Genomic DNA, 21,347 nt, shown 5'->3' with positions numbered 1-21,347 from the left:
GCATGGTCAGCGCACGCGCCCCGTCGATGGAGATGTTGAGCGTGTTGGGCGCTGCCGAAGCCGCGTTGCCTCTCCTGCGCAACGCACGTGCGATCTTCCATGAGCTGTCCTGCCCGTACGAGGCTGCCGAGGCGCAGGTGCACGTCGGCATGGCCGCGCGGGAGCTGGGCGATCTTGCTACGGCCGAGCGGGAGTTCGACACAGCGGGGGCGGCCTTCGGGCGGCTGGGCGCAGCTCCAGATGTCGCGCGCGTCAATGCGCTGCGGGTTCCCTCGAGCCCGGCTACCCGCGGCGGCTTGACCGCACGCGAGATGGAGGTGCTGCGCCTGATCGCCAAGGGCTGCTCCAACCGGCAGGTCGCGACGGACCTGGTGATCAGTGAGCACACCGTCGCCCGCCACGTGGCCAACATCTTCGGCAAGCTCGGGATCACGTCGCGGTCAGCGGCAGCCTCCTATGCCTACGAACATGACCTGGCCTGAATTAACCAGCGGGGTCCGCGCGCAGTTGGTGATTTCTGGTGAAGCGGACGAGCACCGGGGATCCGTAGCGTAAACGGCATGATCTTCCGGTTGACTGGAGCGCTGGCATTGAGCGCCTGCGTGTCCACGCTGGTGCTGAGCACACCGCAGTCCAGCCGGATGTGGGCCTGGGTGCTGACCGGGCTGCAAGTGCTGGCGCTGTGGGCGGCCGGTCGACACCACTCCTGGGCCTGGCTGGTCGGCGGCGGTGTGCAGCCTGTATGGATCGCCTACGCGGTGGCGACCGGCCAGTGGGGTTTTGTCCCCGGCTGCCTCGCCTCGGGCGCTGTCCAGGTACGCAACTACCTGCTTGCGGTCGATTCTGACCACACCCCGCACGATGGGGAGTCAACCGATGAACGTCGAGATAGCAGGCGATCTGATCAGGCCTGGCGACCCGCGCTACGACGAGGCGCGCAAGATCTGGAACGGTCACATCGATCGCCGTCCCGCGTTGATCGCACGGTGTCGCGGCGTCGCGGACGTCATCACCGCCGTGCGGTACGCGCGTGACAACGACCTGGACGTGACCGTCCGCGGGGCAGGCACGCGGTCGCCGGTCACGCCCTCTGCGACGACGGGATCGTCATCGACCTGTCCGACCTGCGCGCCGCTCGCGTGGATGTACCGCGGCAGACCATCCGGGCGGAAGGCTGCGGGGCGGTGGCGGGAACTTCGGCATCGTCACCTCGTTCGAGTTCCTCCTGCATCCGCTCGGGCTGCTCGTGCAGGCCGGAACGCGGATGTGGCCCATGAGCGACGCGGCACGCCGGTCGTGGCGCTCGTGGCGACCTGTGCGGGGCAGGCGCAGGCCGGAGCCGAAGCGCTGAAGGCTCTCGACGAGCTCGCCGCGCCGGTGGTCGACACGATCGGCCCAAAACCGTACGCCACACACCAGATGATGGTTGACCCGGTCCTCGTCGTCGGCCTCGCTCCGGTGAAAGCCAGTCCTGCATATCCATCGCGAGCGGACGCCCTGATTCCCCCCATGGTGCTCCATCTGACGGTGAACCAGCAGGTCAGAGCGACCATGCACAGTTCAACGTCTGACTGTTGGGGCTCCGGCGCAGGTCAGGGCCCTGGCTAGCGGCACGGACCCCCGGCCTGTCACCGTTCCCGCACAGTCGCGCCGTCGCCAGCCCGGCGACCGACCGGTCGGCGCACAACCCCTCAGCGACGCCCGGTTCCGTCGCGTGCGGCTGCCCACGCGGCCGCCTCCGCGCGGTTCCGGACCCCGAGCTTGGCCAGCAGGTTGCTCACGTGGTGGGAGGCGGTCTTGGGGCTGATGTAGAGCCTCTGGGCGATCTGCGGGTTGCTCAGACCCTGCGAGACGAGGGCAAGCACCTCCGCCTCGCGGTCGGTGAGCACCTCGCCACGGCGTATGCCGGTTCGCCCCGGGCCGCCGAGCCTGCGCAGGAGCGCGGTGGCCTGGTCCAGCTCGATGTTCGCGCCGAGCCAGGCGAAAGACTCCGCAGCGGTCCTGGCCTCCGCCCTCGCCAGCGCCGGGTCCTCGGTGTGCACGAGCTCGGCGAGCCGGAGCCTGGCCGTCGCTGACTCCAACGGGAGTCGTGCCGCGGCGAAGCTGGCGATCGCGCTCTCCATCTCGTCCACGACGACCTCGTGCGCCGATCCTTGACCTCCGGCTGCGGCTGCGGCCACGCAGGCATTGCTCTGGCAGGTGTAGCCCACCAGAGCGTCGACCGGGTCGGCGGAGGTCAGCTGGACCATGGTTCGCGCGGTCCGCGTCGCTGCGGGCACGTCACCGCAGGCCACCTGCATCTCGGTGAGGAGAGCCAGCACCGGCACGTCGAGCAGACGCATGCTGCGCCGGTCCAACGCACGCTCCAGCCGTGCGGCCACCAGACCGCGCTCGGCGGCGTCGCCCGCGGCCAACCACTCCGTCCGCGCCCGTGGCCGCACGGCGTAGGCGTCCAAGATCTGCCCGGCGAGCAGCTCGCGGCTCTCGCTCAGCCGTCCTTGCCGTGTCCGGAGCTCGGCGAGCCGCGCCAGCGCCGCGGAGCGGAGCGCTCGATAGCTGGCGTCGTAGAGACGCAGCGACTCCTCGAGCTCGTGCTCGGCCTCGTCCCAGCGCCCGGCAACCACCAGGATGCCTCCGTAGTGCGTGCGGCAGATCGCGGATGCCCACGCCACGGCGGGCCGGGCCCCGAGCGGGGACGTGACTGGCTGCCAGTCTTCGGCCCGTCGGACGTCGAGGGTGCTCTCGCAGGCGACCAGCAGCTTGCAGTAGATCTCCCCCGCCACCACCGGACTCCTGACCTCGCCTCCGCGAGCAGCGGCTGCGGCCTCGTCGAGGTGGCGCATCCCCTCGGTGACCCTTCCTTCCTCGACCAGGGCCAGGCCGGCGTATGCGAGCGCGTCGAACCCGAGGTCGTCGTCGCCGAAACGTTGTGCGAGACGGATCGCCTCGCCGACGAGCTCCGCTCGTACCGCCGGGTCTGCCGTGTACAGCGCTCGGGACAGCGCGACCCAGCCGGATTCGGCACAGTCGCCCGCCTGCTCCGCCAGGTGCGTGCCGCGTTCGATCCAGCCCCGGGCGACCGCCAGGTTGCCGAAGAGCGCCAGATGGTCGAAGGCGATCTGGTAGGCCGCGAGGTAGGCCGCGCGGCGGAGGTCGCCACGCTCTCGCCACTGGGCGAAGGCGCGCTCGCGCAGGGCCAACGACGCCGCATAGTCGCCGGCCTCGGCGCACTGTTCCGCCCGCCGCTCGAGCAGACGGGGGTCCTCCTCGCCCACGCCCTCATTATGGGCCGGATGTCGAATGGGTCATCTGCCCGATGCTGCGCGAGCCCCGATCGGCCACCGTAAGGAGTACCCGGCAAAGGAGGCCACCATGGCAACCACCGAAACCTTCCAGATCACCCCCGAGCAGGCCGAGCTCTATGAGGAACGCTTCGTCCCTGCCCTGTTCGGCCACTGGGTCGACGCCGTACTGGACGCCGTCGGCGTGCGGGCCGGCCAGGACGTACTGGACGTCGCCTGCGGGACCGGGATCGTCGCTCGGGGTGCCGCGGAGCGCGTCGGGGCGACCGGGCACGTCACCGGGCTCGACCTGAACCAGGCCATGCTCGCGGTGGCATCCCGACTTCGACCCGACCTGCCCTGGCGGCAGGGCGACGTGGCGGCGCTGCCGTTCGAGGACGACTCCTTCGACGTCGTCACCTGCCAGTCGGCCGCCATGTTCTTCCCTGACCTTGTCGGTGCGCTGCGTGAGATGGGACGCGTGACCAGACCGGGCGGGAGGGTCGCGGTGCAGGTGTTCGACCTCCGCGAGGACCAGCCTGCCTACGGTCCGTGGATAGAGATGGTGGCCCGGCATGCCGGAGAGGACGCTTTGCGGATGCTTGGGACCTACTGGGTGCTCGGGGACCGTGACCTCATGCGCGAGCGGTGCGCGGCGGCACGGCTTCGCGTGACCGCGGTCCACGACTACGAGCGGCCGGCGAGCTTCCCGTCCGTGGAGGCGATGGTGCACACCGAGGTGAATGCCACACCTCTCGCCGACCGGCTGTCTCAGGCCGAACTGGACGCGATCATCTCGGACTCCTATGCCGTCTACGAGCCGTTCCGCACCGAGGGCGAGGAGCGGCTGACGATTCCGCTGACCGGCTACGTGCTGGTCGCGACGCCCGAGTGAACACCGCCATCGGTGCGCTGCATCACGTCGAAGGAAACATCGCCTCGGCCCAGGTCGCGACCGCGGAATACCTGGACCACCTGCACCTTTCGAAGACGAGCGGCAACTGGCGCATCGTCCACGACCTGTTCCGGCAAGCCCGTGGAGGTGGCTCGGATCTTGGTACGGATACCCGGCCGTGATCGTTCCCAGTAGAGTCGCGCCGTTCTCAGCACAGCCCGGCGACGGAGCCGTGCGACCTTGCAAGGAGGCAGACCGTCCATGAGCACCGCATACCCCGTAACCACCGGCCGGACGTTCCCGCTGGGAACCGTCCGGCTCGGCCCCGGACCGTTCGCCACCGTCCAGCAGCGGGCGCTGGAGGCGGTACTCGACATCGACCTGGACCGGCTCCTCGCCCCGTTCCTTGCCGCGGCGGGGATCGACGGCCGGGCCGAGCCGTACGGCGACTGGGAGAGCGGGGGCCTCGACGGCCACATCGGGGGTCACGTGCTGTCCGCGCACGCGAAGCTGTGGGCGGTGACCGGCCACGATGTGCTGCACGACCGCATGGAGCACCTGCTCGACGTGCTGGAGCGCTGCCAGGACGCGGTCGGCACCGGCTATGTCGGCGGTGTGCCGGACGGACCCACCCTGGGCGACGAGCTCGCCGCCGGGCGCATCGACGCCGACCTGTTCTCCCTCAACGGCCGGTGGGTCCCCGTCTACAACCTGCACAAGACGCTCGCGGGCCTCATCGACGCGGCGACCCACGGCCGGTCCGAACGCGCGCTGACCATGGCGACGCGGTGGGCCGACTGGTGGCTGTCGGTCACGAAGGCCCTCACCGACGAGCAGGTCGAGCAGATTCTCACCGCCGAGTTCGGCGGGCTGAACGAGGCGTTCGTCGAGCTGGGCGTACTGACCGGCCGCGAGGACCTCATCGCCGAGGGGCAGCGGCTGGCCCACCACAGGCTGCTGGACCCGCTGGCCGACGGCGGCGACCCGCTCGACGGGCTCCACGCCAACACGCAGATCCCCAAGGTGCTGGGCTACCAGCGCCTGGCCGACCTGGCACAGAACGGCGACCTGGACGGCGACCCGGGCGCCGCGCAGTTCGCCGCCGCGGCCGATGCCTTCTGGTCCTCGGTGGTCGAGCGCCGCACGCTGGCGATCGGCGGGAACAGCGTGCGTGAGCATTTCCATCCGTCGTCGGACTTCACCGAGGTGATGACCGACCGCGAGGGGCCGGAGACCTGCAACACCCACAACATGGTCGAGCTCGCACGCCTGCGGCTCGATCGCCGGCACGACGGCGCCGCCGTCGAGCTCGCCGAGCGGGCGCTGTTCAACCACGTGGTCTCGTCCGTCCACCCCCGGCGCGGGGGCTTCGTGTACTTCACGCCGATGCGCCCGGCGCACTATCGGGTGTACTCCCGCCCGCACCTGTCGATGTGGTGCTGCGTCGGGTCAGGCCTCGAGGGCCACACGCGGTACAACGAGCTGATCTATACCCACGACGGGCCCGACCTCCGCGTCGAGCTCTACACGCCGTCGGTTCTGGACTGGACGGAGGAGGGCCTGCGGGTCGAGCTGTCGACCGAGCTGCCCTTCCGCGACGAGGCCCGCGTTGTCGTCACGTCGGCCGCACCGAAGGCCCGCAGCCTGCGCCTCCGCGTCCCGTCGTGGGCGGAGCTCGTAGGCCTGAGCGTCGACGACGAGCCGGTCGACGCGGTCGTCGTCGACGGCTACGCCGAGGTCGCCCGGACCTGGAGCGGCACGACGTCGGTCACGATCCGGCTCGCGCCCCGGCTGGTCGCCGAGGAGCTGCCCGACGGGTCCGGCTGGGTGGCGTTCCGCTACGGCCCCGTGGTGCTCGCGTCGCGCGACGGCGGCGCAGATCTCAAGGGGCTCGTCGCGGGGCCGGGCCGCATGGACCACGTGGCCCACGGCCGGAAGGTGCCGCTGCGGCGCAGCGGCATCGTGGCCGCCGAGCCGCCGGAGGCGGCAGTGTCGGCCGTCGACGAGCGCACGCTGACCTTCGAGCTCGAGGTGCTTCGCGAACGGTCCGGCGAGCTCGTTCCCTCCACCGTGCTGCTCGAACCCTTCGCGGGCATCCACGACGAGCGCTACAGCATCTACTTCGCGGCCGACGCCGACCCGTCTCCTGCCCTGGCCGTGCTCCGGGACCTCGACGACGCCGATACCGCGTCCGCGGTCTTCGACAAAGTGGCGGCCGGCGAGCAGCAGCCCGAGGTGGACCACGGGTTCGCGGGGGAGCGGACCCGTGCCGGCGGGGCCGACGGGATCCACTGGCGCAGCACGACGGGCTGGTTCCAGTACCGGCTCCGCTGCCCCGACGGCGCGGCCGTGGTGCGGACGCGCTTCGTCGACCGCGCCGCCAGCCGGCGCAGGATCCTCCTCAACGGCGTCGAGGTGGGCCCGTCCCGCACGCTGACCGCGCCGGCCGACGGCGAGGGCGCCGCCGAGCACGAGTACGACCTCACGTCGGTCGTGCGCGAGGCGGGCGCCCCGGGCGAGGTGACGTTCCGCGTCGAGGCGGTAAACGGCGCGGACAGCGGCGACCTGCTGGCCGTCGAGCTGGTCCTGCAGGAGAGCTGACGCAGATCCGGACGGACCCTCAGCTCAGCTGGAGCCGGATCCCGTCCTCCGACTCCCGGCCACCCGGTCCGTGCTCGCGGATGATGGCGACGATCTCGTCGAACAATGTCGGGCCCTCGCCGCGGCGTGCATCATCGAGCCGCGCCTCGAAGGCCGCGCGGTTCGAGGGGTCGACGGAGGGCAGGAGCCGCTCTAGCCGCCGGGCCGTTTCTGCGTGACCGAGTGCCGCCCGGGACGTGTCCGCGTTGACCCACCTCAGTACCCAGCCGTCCGCGGGGGTCCCGTAACCCCCGCGGAGCACGTCGTTGAGGGCATCGAGGTTTCCTCGCCAGGTGTACCCGCTCAGCAGCTGGGAGAACTCGCGGGCGAAGCCGTCGAGGTCGCTGAACCGCGCTCCGTCGATGACGAGCACGGGGAGGTCACGAGTCATGGTCCGAGGCTATCCGTCCTGCTCAGGGCCGAAACCGTGTGCTGCGTCCGGCCTTTGTCGGGCCGGACGCAGCACACGGGCCGGGTCACATCCGGTAGAAGTCGCCGTAGTGGTTGGGCGAGAAGTAGACGACGCCCGTGGTGCGGTCCAGGACGAGCCGGTAGGACTGCCGCGCGGCGCCGCAGGCACGCGGCGTGACGTCGAACTCGAGGTAGGAGTGGCCGGCGGGCAGCTGGCCCTCGGCGTTGCGGTGCACGCCGCCCGCGAAGTTGCACTGGCCGTCGGGCCAGCTGACCCAGCCGCGCGTGCTCGGGTAGCCCTTGGAGCTCCAGATCGAGTTCGACGAGTACGCCTCCGCACAGCCGCTGTGCGTGCAGGAGTCGAAGACGTCCGCCTCGGCCGCGGGAGCGGCGGAGACGCCGCCGGCGACGAAGCCGACCATGGTGGTCAGGACGACGATCATCCTGACCAGGCTGGACACGATGCTGTTCTTCTCGGACAGGCCGCTGTTCTTCTCGGACACGCTGATCTCCCTCTCGGTTGGGAATACCGGGGAAATCTTCACCCGCCCAGTCGACGCGGACCCGACGACGCACCCACCTGCGGGTGAATTTTACCTGTCCGTTACGTCCGGTTCTGGTGCTTGGATCTCAGCCGCGAGTCCTTGACAGAGCCCTCCTGCAAGGGACCCTCCGGCCGGTGAGGGGTGAAAATCGATGTGGTGTTAGCGTGAAGCGCTCTGTGTTCGCCGCGTCATACGTAAAGGAGTCATGGCACCCCGGTGTGACCGCTCGTAGTCAGAGGGCGGAAGGGGTGCCCTTGTGATGAGTACTTCAGAATCCACAAAGTCCTTACTTGGCCAGGTCCAACGCGCCGCGCGTCGTGTCGAGCGGGCGGCGCTGGGTCGCTCCGAGTCCGAGCAGCGCGTCGGTGTCGACAAGATCGTGTTCGGCGTCGCCGGCCTGATCGCCGTCGCGTTCATCGTCTGGGGCTTCGCGAGCCCCACCTCCCTCGGCACGGTGGCCGACTCGGCCCTGGCCGGCGTGCTCCAGAACTTCGGCTGGCTGTTCGTGATCGCCGCCACGGTGTTCACCGTGTTCGTGCTCGTCGTCGCGATGGGCCGGTTCGGCAGGATCACCCTCGGCCAGGACGGCGAGAAGCCGCAGTACAAGACCTCCTCCTGGATCGCGATGATGTTCGCGACCGGGATGGGCATCGGCCTCATGTTCTACGGCGTGGGTGAGCCCCTGTACTTCTACATGTCGCCGCCGCCCGGGACGGTCGAGGGGTCCACCCCCGAGGCCGCGGCCACCGCCATGGGCACCACGCTGTTCCACTGGACGCTCTACCCGTGGGCCATGTACGCGATCGTCGGCCTCGGCATGGCCTACGGCACCTACCGGCTAGGCCGCGCGCAGCTGTTCAGCTCGATGTTCACGTCGCTGTTCGGGCGCAAGGCCGTCAACGGCGTCGGCGGGCGGGTCATCAACATCCTGGCGATCCTCGCGACGCTGTTCGGCTCCGCCTGCTCGCTGGGCCTCGGCGCCCTGCAGATCGGCGGCGGGCTGCAGCACTCCGGCTTCCTGGGCACCGTCGGCACCGCCGGGCTCGTCGTCATCATCGCGATCCTGACCGCCCTGTTCGTCATCTCGGCGGTCTCCGGCATCGAGCGAGGCATCCAGTGGCTGTCCAACGCCAACATGTGGCTCGCCCTGGTGCTCGCGATCATCGTCTTCATCGGCGGGCCGACCCTGTTCATCCTGAACGTGCTGCCCGCATCGCTGGGCGCCTTCGTGGGCGACCTGCCCGAGATGGCGTCGCGGACCGCGGCCTCCGGCGACCAGTCCCTGTCCGACTGGATGGGCACCTGGACGATCTTCTACTGGGCCTGGTGGGTCTCCTGGACGCCGTTCGTCGGCCCGTTCATCGCGCGCATCTCGCGCGGCCGCACCGTGCGCCAGTTCGTCGTCGGCGTGCTGCTGGTGCCGTCCATCGTCTCCACGCTGTGGTTCGCTATCTTCGGCGGCGGGGCGATCGGCCTGCAGGAGCGGGCCGAGCAGGCGCGGGACGCCGGCGGCGCGCTAGCGGCCATCGGTGAGGCAGGGGCCGACATCAACTTCGACCTCATCCTCTTCCAGACGCTCGGCGCTTTGTCGGTACCCGGCTGGGTCGGGCTCGTCCTGATGGGCCTGGCGGTCGTGCTCGTGGCGATCTTCTTCGTCACCGGCGCGGACTCCGCCTCCATCATCATGGGCGGGCTGGCCGAGAACGGCGCCGAGCACCCCACGAGGAAGTCCGTCGTGTTCTGGGGCGTGAGCACCGGCGCCGTCGCGGCCGCGATGCTGCTCGCAGGCGGCAACGACCCTACCGCCGCCCTGACCGGCCTGAAGAACATCACCATCGTCTCGGCGCTGCCGTTCGTCGTCGTGATGCTCGTGCTCTGCGTCGCGCTGTGGAAGGACCTGTCGCGCGACCCGCTCGTCCTCAAGGGTGAGCTGGCCGCACACGTGCTCCGCGAGACCGTGGACACCGGCGTCGAGAAGCACGACGGCGAGCCGTTCGAGCTCTCCACGTCGGCGTCGGCCGCCGAGGAGGACGCCGAGGAGGACGTCGACGACACCCCGACGACGCCGGCGAACGGCGTGCCTGTCGTCGCGGAGAGCGGCACGCTGGCGAAGGACTGACCCGCCCGGCTTGGTTGTGGGCGGGATCGTTGCGACGACACGCCCGTTATAGGCGCAACGATCACGCCCACAACCAAGCCGGCATTAATCGCTTGCTGCGGTCCGGGCCGACGGCGGACCGTGGGCCCATGACCGACGCCGCCCACCTGCTCCGGGCCTACGACGAGCAGCTCCGCACCGATGCCGAGACTCCGAGCGCCATCTCCGTCGCGCGCCTCGGGCCGCTGCGTGTGGTGACATTCCTGGGCGGGCGCGGATTCGTCACCTACCGCGGCCTCGAGGGGGCCGGCGAGGCAGGGGTTCGCGAGCTCGTCGCCGGGGCCGCCGCCCATTTCCGGGCCGACGGCGGCATCACCAAGGTCGAGTGGAAGACCCGCGGCCACGACCAGGCCCCGGGCCTGCACGAAGCTCTGCTCGAGCACGGGTTCGTCCCGGAGGAGCCCGAGTCGATCATGATCGGAGAGGCGGCAGCGCTCGCGGCGGAGGTCCCGCTGCCCGACGGCGTCACCCTGCGCCGTATCACGGAGGAACCCGACGTCCGTGCGATGTCCGCGATGGCGGACGAGGTGTTCGGCGACCCGCCGTCCGACAGGACGGCGAACGCGATCCTGCGTCGCCAGGCTCTCGACGACGGCATGGAGCTCTGGGTCGCGGAGGCCGAGGGGCAGATCGTCACCGCGGGCCGGCTGGAGCCGGTGGCGGACACGGACTTCGCGGGGATCTGGGGCGGTTGCACCCGGCAGGAGTGGCGCGGGCGCGGCATCTACCGGGCGCTGACGGCGGCCCGCGCGCGCTCCGCCCTGGCGGTTGGCAAGACCCTGATCCACAGCGACTCGACCGAGTACTCGCGGCCCATCCTGGAACGCTACGGCTTCGTCAAGGTGTCCACGACGACGCCCTACGTCTGGGCGCGCTGAAGCCCATGATGTTCGCCGGCTCCGACACACCGGCGTACCGGAATCCCGGCACGAGGTCCACGAACCCCAGCCGGCGGTAGAGCACCTTGGCGCGGTCGGCGGGGTCGGCGGTGGTGGACAGCAGGACGTGCCGGTGCGGGGTCCGGCGGAGCAGCTCGGTCATCAGGGCGGTGCCCAGGCCCCGGCCCTGGTGCTCCGGCAGGATCTCCAGCTCGTTGAGCTCGAACGCGTCCTGGGTCCAGGCGTCGAGGCCCGCTCGCGCGAGCGCAGGCCCGACCTGCTGCGGCCACCAGTGCTCGGGCTGGTAGTCGAACCCGTACACGAATCCGACGAGCGCCTCGCCGTCGAACGCGCCGAGCGTCAGCGCGCCGTCGTACAGCGGGAGGTAGGCGAGCCGCGTGTCCCGGAAGTGGTCGCGGCGCTCGTCCGAGTAGCCGAAGGCGCGCTGGAAGATCCGCGCGATCTCGTCCGCGCGCCGTAGCACCTCGGAGGTCTCCAGCGCGCGGATCGTCATGCAGGAACGCTAACGCCGCCGGGCGGCGCCGTCGCGAGGGGCGACTCTCGAGAGGTAGGTCGCGACCTCGGCGTCGGACCAGCCGTGCGCCTCGCGCAGGCCCGCCCCGATCATCGCCGCGTAGGCGGCGGACGGCGGCGCGTGGGGCACGTCCGTGTGCCCGTGCGGCGCCGTGAAGGTGAACATCGGCAGGCCGTCCAGGCGTCCGACGGCGACCAGCGTCTCGTACCGGCCCGGCCCTGCCGCATGCCGCCCGTGGAGACCCTCGAGGAGCACCGCCTCCAGCGGGTCGTCGTGCGCGGGGGTGCGGTGCATCTCCTGCGCGGCGACGTCGACGAGCTGGCCCGCGGTGATGCGGTACGCCCGCGCCGGCGTCGGGCCGACGGCGTCGTGGTCGTAGAACGCCGTACCGCCGCTCCACACGGACGACTCGCCCGAGAACCAGATACGTCCGGGCAGGTGGACCGCCCGGTCCTCGCGGGGCGGGGAGCTGTCCCGCGCGCCCGCGTAGTGCCGCCGCGCGCCAGGCGGGCGCCCGCCTGCCAAGTAGCAGGTCAGACGCTCGCGGGCCATGTTGGACCCGTAGCTCACGTACCAGACTTCGGTGCTCAGCGGGCGATCTCCTCGGCATCGTTTGCGGTGCCGGTGCACGGCACAAAACGATATACATGATAAGTGGTGGCCGTCCGTGAGGGAACCAGGCCTGGTTTACGCGCGTTTCACAGGGCAGAGTTGGACAAGCGTCCTAAACTCTGTGGCGCAGGGATTCTTACGAGGCGGAGTGTGTGTCGTGGTTCAAGGCAAGGTCATCAGATTCGATGAGGTTCGCGGCTACGGGTTCGTTGCGCCCGACACGGGTGGCGACGACGTGTTCATCCACGTCAACGACCTCGAGTTCGACAAGCGCCACCTCGCGGTGGGCGCGGTCGTGGACTTCAAGGTGGAGGACGGGGACCGAGGCCTGAAGGCCTCGACGGTCACCCTGGTCGCGCCGGCACCGGTTCCGGCGATGGTGGGGGCGAGCACTGGCTCGGGCGGGGTCGCCACACCGGCTCCCGCTTTCCTCCCGCCGCTGCCCGACGCCGCCACGCGGCCCGACGGCGACGCGCCCTCCGAGCGCGAGCTCGCCGTCGAGGTCACCGAGGTGCTCCTGGCCGGCGTGCCCACGCTCACCGCCGAGCAGGTGCTCGCCACGCGCGGCGCCTTCGTCGCGGTGGCGCGCTCGCACGGCTGGGTGTGACACGTCTGGACGTGCGCAGGCACCCGGGGTGTTACCGCCCTGTTTCGGGTCTCAGGTAAGCCGCTACGGACCGATATCAGGTCGGTAACGATCAGATTCGCCCCACGCCAAGTCGGGCAAACCCTCCCATCGCGTGAGTAGCGTGAGCGGAAACCATGACGGTGACGGACGTCTCACCCCGGCGCGCGCTGCGGCGCACGGCAGGTAGTCCGACGCCGGCATCCCCTTGAGGAGGAACATTGAAGATCAGGCGACTGAGCGCCGCCGTCGCAGGGGCCGCCGCTGGCGCGCTGCTGTTCTCGGCGTGCACCAGCCCGGCAGGCAATGACGACCCGCCAGCTGAGGAGTCCACCGCGACCGCGGCTTCGACCGCCGGTCCGTGCAAGGCCGATCTCGGTGACATCGAGACCGCCGACGGCGAGATCAAGATGTCGATCGAGGACGAGTTCCTCAGCTACAACGGGCTGACCCCCGAGGCCTACTCCGTCTACAACAGCGCGGTCGTGGACCAGCTGTTCGGCAACTTCTGGTACTTCGGCACTGACGGCACGATCTGCGCCGACGAGAACTACGGCACCTACGAGGCCGTCTCCGAGGACCCGCTGCAGGTCCAGTACACCCTCAACGACGAGGCAACCTGGTCCGACGGCACGCCGGTCACCTACGCGGACTACGCGCTCGACTGGGCGGCCCGGGCGGTCACCACGGACGGCAAGGTGACGGAGGACGGGACCGAGAAGCCCCTCTTCAACCACATCGACGGCCTGTCGCTGGGTGACTACGTGCCCGAGGGTCCGCAGGCGGACTCCCCGGACGCCAAGACCTTCACGTACGACTACGAGGAGGTGTACGCCGACTGGAAGATCCACGCGTACCCGCCGCTCCCGGCGCACGTCGTCGCTGAGCAGGCGGGCGTCTCCACCGAGGAGCTCGTCACCGCGATCCAGGAGCTCGACCTGCCGGTCCTGAAGAAGGCCGCCAAGTTCTGGAACGAGGGCTGGCTGACGCAGCCGGGCCAGATCCCGGACCCGGCGGTCGCTCCCGTCACCGGCCCGTACGACTTCAAGGCCGACGGCTGGAAGAGCGGGGACTACATCACTCTCGAGGCGAACTCCGAGTACTGGGGTACGCCGGCCGCCACGAAGGAGCTCACGTTCCGCTTCATCGGTGCGGACGCCCAGATCCAGGCCCTGGCCAACGGCGACCTCGACGTCATCCAGCCGAGCGGCCCGACCGTGGACACGACGACGCAGCTCGAGCAGCTCGGTGACGCCGTGAACGTGGACACCAACCAGAACCTGACCTGGGAGCACCTCGACTACAACTTCAAGTCGGGCATCTTCGCCGACAGCCTGGAGGCGCGTGAGGCGTTCGCGCTCTGCGTGCCGCGCCAGAAGATCGTGGACGACCTGATCAAGCCGATCGCCCCGGACGCCGTCGTCATGAACGCCCGCGAGGTCTTCCCGTTCCAGGAGAACTACGAGGACGTCGTGTCCGAGTCCTACGACGGCCGGTACGACGAGGTCGACCTCGAGGCCGCCAAGGAGAAGTTCGAGGCCGCCGGCCTCGAGGAGGGCGAGAAGGTCCGCATCGGCTACGCCGCGCCGAACCCGCGTCGTGCCGCAGAGGTCGAGGCCATCAAGTCCTCGTGCGACCAGGTGGGCTTCGACATCGTCGACTCCGCCTCACCGGACTTCTTCGACAAGGCCCTGCCGAACGGTGACTACGAGGTAGCGCTCTTCGCCTGGGCCGGCTCCGGCCAGATCGCCTCGGGCGAGAACATCTACTCGACGCCCGGCACGCAGAACTACGGTGGGTACTCCGACGAGGTCGTCGACGAGGCGTGGAAGACGCTCTCCTCGTCCGTCGACGAAGAGGTGCACGCCCAGCAGCTGCCGATCATCGAGAAGCAGCTCTGGGACACGCTCTACGGCATCCCGCTGTTCGCGCACCCTGGTGTGATCGCCAGCAGCGCGAGCCTGGAGAACGTGCACAACTCGGCCGCCCAGACCGGCGTGCTGTGGAACGCCGAGCAGTGGGCACGCGCCGCCAACTGACGCGAGCCTGACGCAGGACTGCGGGGAAGGGAGCGTCGGTTCCCTTCCCCGCAGGGCTGTCCATTGCCGCTCAGGATTATTTCCTGGTCTGACCTGCTCAGATGGCAGCAATTTTCATCCGGTGTCCTATAGTGACACGCTGATCGCTTCCCCCAGCAGACGCCGTGCTGCGTCCGCCTCGAAGGGCCAACCCGTGCTCAAGTTCATCCTCCGACGCATCAGCGTCTCGGCGCTCGTCCTGCTCGGCGCCTCATTGCTCATGTTCATCCTGACCGTCAACTCAGGTGACCCCCTGAAGGACCTGCGCGAGTCGAACGACCCGAACCGCGATGCGCTCATCGCCGAGCGCACCGAGCGGATGCGGCTCAACGATTCCGACTGGGAGCGTTACTGGGACTGGCTCAGGGGCGTCGGAGGCTGTTTCACCGGCAACTGCGACCTCGGCGTCACCATCAACGGCGTCGACGTGCTGGGCCTGACGCAGCAGGCGGCCTCGTCGACCCTGCGGCTCGTCACCCTGGCCACGCTGCTCGCCATCGTCGTCGGCGTAGCGCTCGGCATCCTCACCGCGATCCGTCAGTACTCCGGGTTCGACTACACGGTGACGTTCAGCGCGTTCCTCTTCTTCTCGCTGCCGGTGTTCTGGGCGGCGACGCTGCTCAAGGAGTTCGCGGCCATCCGGTACAACGACTGGATCGCGGAGGGCCAGTACGCCCCGTTGACGATAGTGATCGTCGCGGTAGTGGCGGCATTCCTGCTCCAGGCCGTGCTCGGCGGGACCGCGAGGCGACGGCTGATCACAGCCGCCACCGTGTTCGCGTTCGTCATGGTCGTGCTCTTCGTCTTCAACGCGCTCGACTGGTGGCGCAACCCGATGTTCGGCATCGGCGGCGTGCTGGTGGTCTCGGCCGCCGCCGGCGTGCTCGTCACGGCGCTCGTCGCCGGCCTGCGCAACCGGCGCGCGCTGTACGCGGCGCTCACCACCGCCGTCGTCGGTGTGATCGCCTACTGGTTCACCGCCCCGCTGCTGGTCAACGAGCCGAGCTGGCTGCTGCTCGCCGGGCTCTTCGTGGTCGCCGTCGCGGTCTCGCTCGCGATCGGGGCAGCCTGGGGCGGCTATGCGCGCAAGCAGGCCATGCTCGTCACGGGCATCACCGGCGTCATCACCAGCATCATGGTCGTGGCGGACATCCTGATCGCGCACTGGGCCGGCTTCCTGGGCATCAAGTCGCGCCCCATCTCCACCATCGGATCGCAGACGCCGAACTTCACCGGCGACTTCTGGGAGCGGACGCTCGACGCGGGCACGCAGATCCTGCTGCCGACCGTCCTGCTCACCCTCGTCTCGGTGGCCACGCACTCCCGGTACACGCGGTCCTCCATGCTCGAGACCCTGAACCAGGACTACGTGCGCACCGCACGGTCGAAGGGCCTGTCCGAGCGGGAAGTCATCGTCAAGCATGCGTTCCGCAACGCGCTGATCCCGATCACGACGATCGTCGCGTTCGACTTCGCCGCCCTCATCGGCGGCGCGATCATCACCGAGCAGGTGTTCGGCTGGAAGGGCATGGGCGCCTTGTTCCAGGACGGTCTGGCAGCCGTCGACCCAGCGCCGGTCATGGCGTTCTTCCTGGTCACGGGCATTGCCGCCGTGCTGATGAACCTGCTGGCAGACCTTGCGTACGCGGCCCTCGACCCCCGGATCCGGCGCTGAGCGCGGGCCACGGCAGGAGACACAGACATGAGTGACATCAGGAACAGCACCTCCGGCGGCGAGGACTACGAGCCCCAGCTGTCGGCCACCAGCACCGACGCCGTAGGCCTCGCGGCCGGCGGATCGGCCGGCCCGCTGCCCGGCGAGGACAAGTCCTACAGCCAGGGTCAGCTCGTGGCGCGCCGCTTCTTCCGGCACCGGGGCGCGCTCGCCTCGATGATCGTGCTGGGCGTCGTCATCGTCGTGGCGTTCACGTCCATCGGCGTCGGCCCCATCCCGGGCTGGTGGCCGAAGGGCTACACGCTCCAGTACGACAAGATCGGCGACGGTGCGCCCACCTGGGAGTACCCGTTCGGCCAGGACACCGGCGGCAAGGACTACTTCGCCCTGGTCATGCGTGGCACGCAGTTCTCGCTGATCATCGCGTTCAGCGTCGGCATCATCTCCACGATCGTGGGCACGCTGATCGGCGCGCTGGCCGGCTTCTACCGCGGGTGGATCGAGTCTGTCCTCATGCGCATGACCGACGTCTTCATCGTCATCCCGCTGCTCGCGGTCGCCGCGGTGCTCGGTCAGATGGCCGGCGGGTCCGGCATCCTGGGCCTCGCCCTCGTGCTCGGCCTGGTCACCTGGACAGGGCTGGCCCGCCTGGTGCGCGGTGAGGTGCTCTCGCTGCGCGAGCGCGACTTCGTACTCGCCGCGCAGGCCGTCGGCACGAGCCCGTGGCGCATCATCAGCAAGCACGTGCTGCCCAACGCGGTCGGCGTCATCATCGTCTCCGCGACGCTCTCGATCTCCAGCGCGATCCTGCTGGAGACCTCGCTGAGCTACCTGGGCTTCGGCGTACAGCCGCCCGATACGTCGCTCGGCACGCTCATCTCCGAGTACCAGTCCGCCTTCACCACCCGGCCGTGGCTGTTCTGGTGGCCCGGCCTGATGATCCTGACGATCGCGCTGTGCGTGAACTTCATCGGCGACGGCCTGCGCGACGCGTTCGACCCCCGCCAGAACCGGAACAAGGACTGAGCATGACAACTCTCGACATCAGCGCTCCCGGTTCCGTCTCCGCGGCCGGCGACGCCGTCCTCTCCTTCGAGGATCTCGCCGTCACGTTCAAGACCGAGTTCGGCGACGTCCACGCCGTCAAGGGCATCGACCTCGAGGTGCGGCCCGGGGAGGTCGTCGCGCTCGTGGGCGAGTCCGGTTCGGGCAAGTCGGTCACCTCGATGACGGCGCTCGGGCTGCTGCCCCGCAACGCGCGCGTCAGCGGCACCATCCGCGTGGGCGACAAGGTGGTGGGCGGCCTCGACGGCAGAGGGCTGCGCAACATGCGCGGCAACGACGTCGCGATGGTCTTCCAGGAGCCCATGACCGCGCTGAACCCGGTCCTCACGATCGGCGACCAGCTCACCGAGGGCCTGCAGCTGCACGGCATCGCGTTCGGCAAGCTGGCCACGGCCCGCGCCGTGGAGCTGCTCACCATGGTCGGGATCCCCGAGCCCGAGCGCCGGCTCAAGCAGTACCCGCACGAGCTCTCCGGCGGTCAGCGCCAGCGCGTCGTCATCGCCATGGCCATCGCGTGCGATCCCAAGGTGATCATCGCCGACGAACCGACCACCGCCCTCGACGTCACGGTGCAGGCCGACATCCTCGACCTCCTGCGCTCGCTCAAGGACAAGCTGGACACCGGCATCCTGCTGATCACCCACAACATGGGGGTCGTGGCGGACATGGCGGATCGCGTCGCCGTCATGCTCAAGGGTGACCTCGTGGAGACCGGCACCGCCGACCAGGTGCTGAACCACCCGCGCCACGAGTACACGAAACGCCTGCTCGCCGCGGTGCCCCACCTGGGCTCCGGCCCGGGCCAGTTCGGCGACGTCGCTCCCGTGGCCGCGGCTCCCGAGGACCTGCCGGCGCTTGACCTGGGCAACCTCGTCATCGAGTACCGCCGGGTGGGCAAGCCGACCTTCCGGGCCGTCGACGACGTGTCGCTGTCCGTGGCGCAGGGCGAGATCGTGGGCCTGGTGGGCGAGTCGGGTTCCGGCAAGTCCACCATCGCCAAGTGCGCCCTGGGCCTCATCCCCGCGGCGTCGGGCTCGGTGTCGATCCTCGGCAACGACTTCACGAAGATGCGCGGCAAGGAGCTCAAGGCCCTGCGCCGGCGCATCGGCGTCGTCTTCCAGGACCCGGCGTCGTCGCTCAACCCGCGGCTCCCCATCGGCGACGTGATCGCGGAGCCGCTCGTGGTGCACAAGGATGGCGACGAGCGTTCGCGGCGACGCCGCGTGCTGGAGCTGCTCGACGCCGTCGAGCTGCCCCGCAGCGTGTACAACCGCTACCCGCACGAGCTCTCCGGCGGCCAGCGCCAGCGCGTCAGCATCGCTCGCGCCCTGACGCTCGACCCGGAGCTGCTGGTGGCGGACGAGCCGACGTCGGCCCTCGACGTGTCCGTGCAGGCCAACGTGCTGAAGATGTTCACGGCGCTGCAGGAGCGGTACAAGTTCGCCTGCCTGTTCGTGAGCCATGACCTCGCGGTGATCGACCTGCTCGCCCACCGCGTGGTGGTGCTGCAGAACGGCAAGATCGTGGAGCAGGGCCCCCGCGAGGAGGTGCTGCACCACCCCCGCGAGGAGTACACGCAACGCCTCATCGCGGCGGCGCCCGTGCCCGAGCCGCTGGAGCAGCGCCGTCGCCGCGAGGCACGGCACGCCCTGCTGACCCAGCTCGGCGACGACGTCGCGGAGCTGCGCGTCGAGGACGACTACGAGCGCCCGACGCCGCGCCAGGACCAGGGCGGCAACCCTTCGGGCCTGGGCGGCCTCATGGGTGCCGGCGGCAACTGACCCGCCTGTCCCGCCGAGGTAGAACTGTGGCGAGGTAGAACTGCAGCGCACCACGGTCCGCCGCAGTTCTACCTCGCCCTGGTCCTACCTCGGCGATGTGGGTTATTCGGCGGCGTCTACCGTGATGCGGACCTCGCCCGGGTCCAGCCGGGTCTCCGCCGGGACCCAGGCGGCCTCCTCGCGGAGCCATACCCGGTCGCCCACGTGCACCTGGACCGCCCGCGTGGTGTGCGCCGTCGCCACAGCCCACTGGCCGGTGGCCCAGGCGCCGCGCGCCGGGTCGTCCGGCGTGAGCGGCGTCGCGTTCACGGTCACGGTGGAGGACGCCGGATCCTGCCGGTTCGGGTCCGACGACCCCGCCGCCGGGGCGAGGCCCAGGTCCCGGCCGAGCCGGCCCGCCACGACGTCGCGGGCGGCGTCGGGGGCTATCTGGTCGTCGTCGGCGACCGGCGCGAGCTCGCACGACAGGGACTCGGGAGAGTTGCCGGTCAGCGCCGAGGCCCAGGCGCGCGACCGCATCTCGTGCTGTGCGTACGCGTCGGGGTAGCCCGAGCGCTGCACGGTCTGCGCGGCGTCGGTCACCGCCATGTCCTCGTACCCCTCCACCTTCACCAGGACGTCGTAGAAGGCGTTCGTGGAGTACACCGGGTCCATGATCTCCTGGACGGTGCCCCAGCCCTGCGACGGGCGCTGCTGGAACAGCCCCACGGAGTCGCGGTCGCCGTGCTCGATGTTGATGAGCTTCGACTCCTGCAGCGCCGTGGCCAGCCCGATCGTCGCGGCCCGGGCCGGCAGGCCGCGGGCGACGGAGGTGCCCGCCACCAGCGCCGCGTTGTCCGCCTGGTCGGGCGAGAGATACCAGTCGGAGCCGTCGAGCTCGGCGGTGCAGCGTTCCGTGACCGGTCCGGCGCCCGTCAGGCGGTTCAGGCCCACGACGACGCCGACCGTCGCGACCGCGCACACCGATCCGATCGCCACGACGTACTTGAGCGCGCGCCGCACCGGACGCCGCGGCGCGGAGCCGTCGGCGGGCGGTGGGGCCGGCGGGCCGGCCTGGGCCAGGAGTGCCATGCGTGCTCCATGTCGTCCGGGGCGGTGTAGGAGGATCGCAGAGTCTAATCTGCCTGGTCAGGGCTCGTGCAAACCGGATGGGGGGCCGGGATGCCCGATGGGTCGGTGGGTGCCTCGGGACGGCTGACCGGGCCGCGAGGACGGGTAGGTCAGTTCGCGTGCAGCGCCTCGTTGAGCTCGATGCCGACGCCGGTCCGGTCGAGCACCTCGACGGCGCCGTTGGTGGAGTTCCGGCGGAACAGCAGGTTGCTGCGGCCCGCGAGGTCACGCGCCTTGACCGGGGCCGTGCCATCGCCGTACGGATCGGCCGCGGCGCCGAGCACCGTGACCTTGGTCCCCGCGGTGAGGTACAGGCCGGCCTCGACGACGCAGTCGTCGCCGAGAGGGATGCCGAGGCCCGCGTTGGCGCCCAGCAGGCAGCGCTCGCCGAGCGACACGACCTCCTTGCCGCCACCGGACAGGGTGCCCATGATCGAGGCGCCGCCGCCGACGTCGGAACCGTCGCCCACCGTGACGCCCGCCGAGATGCGGCCCTCGACCATGGACGAGCCGAGCGTGCCGGCGTTGAAGTTGACGAAGCCCTCGTGCATCACGGTGGTGCCTGGGGCGAGGTAGGCGCCCAGGCGTACCCGGTCGGCGTCGGCGATGCGGACGCCCGACGGGACGAGGTAGTCGACCATGCGCGGGAACTTGTCGACGCCGAACACCGTCACGTGGCCACGGGCGCGCAGGCGGAGCCGGGTCTCCTCGAAGCCCTCGACGGCGCAGGGCCCGGCGCTGGTCCAGACGACGTTCGTCAGCGCGCCGAAGATCCCGTCCACGTTGAGCCCGTGCGGGCGCACGACGCGGGCGGACAGCAGGTGGAGCCGCAGGTAGGCGTCGGAGACGTCCTTCGGCGGGTCGGCGAGGTCGATCTGCGTCGTCACGACCTCGAGCCGCACGCGACGCGCCTCGTCCGCGCCGGCGAGCGCCGTGAGGGCCTCGGGCGGGACGGCGTCGGCCGGGGCCTCGCCGAGGGCTGGTGCCGGGTACCAGGTGTCGAGAGTGGTGCCGTCGTCGGCGATCGTGGCAAGGCCGAAACCCCATGCGGTCGTCAT

At 70.2% G+C, this 21,347-nt stretch carries 19 protein-coding genes; 12 read left to right on the top strand and 7 right to left on the bottom strand.

The window, feature by feature from the left end; all coding sequences use genetic code 11:
* The first annotated feature begins 2 nt into the window (after positions 1 to 2).
* Entirely contained in the window at positions 3 to 482 is a 480-nt protein-coding gene (locus EW117_RS08145) for a helix-turn-helix transcriptional regulator (RefSeq protein ID WP_129785530.1), read from the top strand.
* A 78-nt stretch (positions 483 to 560) separates the two neighbouring features.
* Positions 561 to 1,034 (top strand): hypothetical protein, encoded by a 474-nt coding sequence (locus tag EW117_RS08140; RefSeq protein ID WP_129785528.1) that lies wholly within the window; start codon positions 561 to 563, stop codon positions 1,032 to 1,034.
* 657 nt (positions 1,035 to 1,691) lie between these two features.
* Here the strand turns inward: EW117_RS08140 and EW117_RS08135 are convergent.
* Positions 1,692 to 3,275 (bottom strand): helix-turn-helix domain-containing protein, encoded by a 1,584-nt coding sequence (locus EW117_RS08135; RefSeq protein ID WP_129785526.1) that lies wholly within the window; start codon positions 3,273 to 3,275, stop codon positions 1,692 to 1,694.
* 97 nt (positions 3,276 to 3,372) lie between these two features.
* Here EW117_RS08135 and EW117_RS08130 point away from each other — a divergent pair, with 97 nt between their 5' ends.
* The 3 genes from EW117_RS08130 (at position 3,373) to EW117_RS08120 (ending at position 6,777) form a co-directional block, all read left to right on the top strand.
* Positions 3,373 to 4,176 (top strand): methyltransferase domain-containing protein, encoded by an 804-nt coding sequence (locus EW117_RS08130; protein ID WP_129785524.1) that lies wholly within the window; start codon positions 3,373 to 3,375, stop codon positions 4,174 to 4,176.
* Positions 4,173 to 4,358: a nuclear transport factor 2 family protein gene (locus EW117_RS08125; RefSeq protein WP_129785522.1), complete on the top strand. Its 186-nt coding sequence runs from the start codon at positions 4,173 to 4,175 to the stop codon at positions 4,356 to 4,358. The genes EW117_RS08130 and EW117_RS08125 overlap by 4 nt, the downstream gene beginning before the upstream one ends.
* A 79-nt stretch (positions 4,359 to 4,437) precedes the next feature.
* Positions 4,438 to 6,777, top strand: coding sequence for a beta-L-arabinofuranosidase domain-containing protein (locus EW117_RS08120; protein ID WP_129785520.1), 2,340 nt, complete (start codon positions 4,438 to 4,440; stop codon positions 6,775 to 6,777).
* Between the two features lie 19 nt (positions 6,778 to 6,796).
* Here EW117_RS08120 and EW117_RS08115 read toward each other — a convergent pair whose 3' ends face one another.
* A complete protein-coding gene (locus EW117_RS08115) occupies positions 6,797 to 7,207 on the bottom strand; it encodes a barstar family protein (protein ID WP_129785518.1) in 411 nt (136 codons plus the stop codon).
* 85 nt (positions 7,208 to 7,292) lie between these two features.
* Positions 7,293 to 7,730, bottom strand: coding sequence for a ribonuclease domain-containing protein (locus EW117_RS08110; protein ID WP_242504157.1), 438 nt, complete (start codon positions 7,728 to 7,730; stop codon positions 7,293 to 7,295).
* A 301-nt stretch (positions 7,731 to 8,031) separates the two neighbouring features.
* Here EW117_RS08110 and EW117_RS08105 point away from each other — a divergent pair, with 301 nt between their 5' ends.
* On the top strand, positions 8,032 to 9,891 hold the full coding sequence (locus EW117_RS08105) for a BCCT family transporter (protein ID WP_129785517.1): 1,860 nt from the start codon (positions 8,032 to 8,034) through the stop codon (positions 9,889 to 9,891).
* Positions 9,892 to 10,019: 128 nt separating this feature from the next.
* A complete protein-coding gene (locus EW117_RS08100) occupies positions 10,020 to 10,808 on the top strand; it encodes a GNAT family N-acetyltransferase (protein WP_129785515.1) in 789 nt (262 codons plus the stop codon).
* Here the strand turns inward: EW117_RS08100 and EW117_RS08095 are convergent.
* On the bottom strand, positions 10,768 to 11,322 hold the full coding sequence (locus tag EW117_RS08095) for a GNAT family N-acetyltransferase (RefSeq protein WP_129785513.1): 555 nt from the start codon (positions 11,320 to 11,322) through the stop codon (positions 10,768 to 10,770). The two genes, EW117_RS08100 and EW117_RS08095, sit on opposite strands and share 41 nt — an antisense overlap.
* 9 nt (positions 11,323 to 11,331) lie before the next feature.
* A complete protein-coding gene (locus tag EW117_RS08090; protein ID WP_242504156.1) occupies positions 11,332 to 11,895 on the bottom strand; it encodes a histone deacetylase in 564 nt (187 codons plus the stop codon).
* A gap of 217 nt (positions 11,896 to 12,112) precedes the next feature.
* Between EW117_RS08090 and EW117_RS08085 the strand changes: the two genes are divergently transcribed.
* The 5 genes from EW117_RS08085 (at position 12,113) to EW117_RS08065 (ending at position 19,179) form a co-directional block, all read left to right on the top strand.
* Positions 12,113 to 12,562, top strand: a complete 450-nt coding sequence (locus tag EW117_RS08085; protein WP_129785509.1) for a cold-shock protein — start codon at positions 12,113 to 12,115, stop codon at positions 12,560 to 12,562.
* Between the two features lie 239 nt (positions 12,563 to 12,801).
* Positions 12,802 to 14,619: an ABC transporter substrate-binding protein gene (locus tag EW117_RS08080; protein WP_129785507.1), complete on the top strand. Its 1,818-nt coding sequence runs from the start codon at positions 12,802 to 12,804 to the stop codon at positions 14,617 to 14,619.
* A 193-nt stretch (positions 14,620 to 14,812) separates the two neighbouring features.
* On the top strand, positions 14,813 to 16,333 hold the full coding sequence (locus tag EW117_RS08075) for an ABC transporter permease (RefSeq protein ID WP_129785505.1): 1,521 nt from the start codon (positions 14,813 to 14,815) through the stop codon (positions 16,331 to 16,333).
* Between the two features lie 27 nt (positions 16,334 to 16,360).
* On the top strand, positions 16,361 to 17,359 hold the full coding sequence (locus EW117_RS08070; RefSeq protein ID WP_129785503.1) for an ABC transporter permease: 999 nt from the start codon (positions 16,361 to 16,363) through the stop codon (positions 17,357 to 17,359).
* A 2-nt stretch (positions 17,360 to 17,361) separates the two neighbouring features.
* On the top strand, positions 17,362 to 19,179 hold the full coding sequence (locus tag EW117_RS08065) for an ABC transporter ATP-binding protein (RefSeq protein ID WP_129785501.1): 1,818 nt from the start codon (positions 17,362 to 17,364) through the stop codon (positions 19,177 to 19,179).
* A 102-nt stretch (positions 19,180 to 19,281) separates the two neighbouring features.
* Here EW117_RS08065 and EW117_RS08060 read toward each other — a convergent pair whose 3' ends face one another.
* Positions 19,282 to 20,250, bottom strand: a complete 969-nt coding sequence (locus EW117_RS08060) for a hypothetical protein (protein WP_129785499.1) — start codon at positions 20,248 to 20,250, stop codon at positions 19,282 to 19,284.
* 149 nt (positions 20,251 to 20,399) lie between these two features.
* Positions 20,400 to 21,347 (bottom strand): 2,3,4,5-tetrahydropyridine-2,6-dicarboxylate N-succinyltransferase, encoded by a 948-nt coding sequence (dapD, locus tag EW117_RS08055; protein WP_129785497.1) that lies wholly within the window; start codon positions 21,345 to 21,347, stop codon positions 20,400 to 20,402.

Origin of the sequence: Promicromonospora panici (genome assembly GCF_900608595.1) — a bacterium.
In the GTDB taxonomy this organism is placed as follows: domain Bacteria; phylum Actinomycetota; class Actinomycetes; order Actinomycetales; family Cellulomonadaceae; genus Promicromonospora; species Promicromonospora panici.
Note: the sequence above shows the minus strand (reverse complement) of the source record. Positions and strands in the feature narration are given on the sequence as shown.

What these genes read in the sequence shown, in the direction of transcription:
- EW117_RS08095 (WP_129785513.1), bottom strand. Translation starts at nt 11,322, where the DNA reads ATGACGATCCGCGCGCTGGAGACCTCCGAGGTGCTACGGCGCGCGGAC.
- EW117_RS08105 (WP_129785517.1), top strand. Translation starts at nt 8,032, where the DNA reads ATGAGTACTTCAGAATCCACAAAGTCCTTACTTGGCCAGGTCCAACGC.
- EW117_RS08130 (WP_129785524.1), top strand. Translation starts at nt 3,373, where the DNA reads ATGGCAACCACCGAAACCTTCCAGATCACCCCCGAGCAGGCCGAGCTC.
- EW117_RS08100 (WP_129785515.1), top strand. Translation starts at nt 10,020, where the DNA reads ATGACCGACGCCGCCCACCTGCTCCGGGCCTACGACGAGCAGCTCCGC.
- EW117_RS08120 (WP_129785520.1), top strand. Translation starts at nt 4,438, where the DNA reads ATGAGCACCGCATACCCCGTAACCACCGGCCGGACGTTCCCGCTGGGA.
- EW117_RS08070 (WP_129785503.1), top strand. Translation starts at nt 16,361, where the DNA reads ATGAGTGACATCAGGAACAGCACCTCCGGCGGCGAGGACTACGAGCCC.
- EW117_RS08140 (WP_129785528.1), top strand. Translation starts at nt 561, where the DNA reads ATGATCTTCCGGTTGACTGGAGCGCTGGCATTGAGCGCCTGCGTGTCC.
- dapD (WP_129785497.1), bottom strand. Translation starts at nt 21,347, where the DNA reads ATGACGACCGCATGGGGTTTCGGCCTTGCCACGATCGCCGACGACGGC.
- EW117_RS08065 (WP_129785501.1), top strand. Translation starts at nt 17,362, where the DNA reads ATGACAACTCTCGACATCAGCGCTCCCGGTTCCGTCTCCGCGGCCGGC.
- EW117_RS08060 (WP_129785499.1), bottom strand. Translation starts at nt 20,250, where the DNA reads ATGGCACTCCTGGCCCAGGCCGGCCCGCCGGCCCCACCGCCCGCCGAC.
- EW117_RS08145 (WP_129785530.1), top strand. Translation starts at nt 3, where the DNA reads ATGGTCAGCGCACGCGCCCCGTCGATGGAGATGTTGAGCGTGTTGGGC.
- EW117_RS08090 (WP_242504156.1), bottom strand. Translation starts at nt 11,895, where the DNA reads ATGGCCCGCGAGCGTCTGACCTGCTACTTGGCAGGCGGGCGCCCGCCT.
- EW117_RS08115 (WP_129785518.1), bottom strand. Translation starts at nt 7,207, where the DNA reads ATGACTCGTGACCTCCCCGTGCTCGTCATCGACGGAGCGCGGTTCAGC.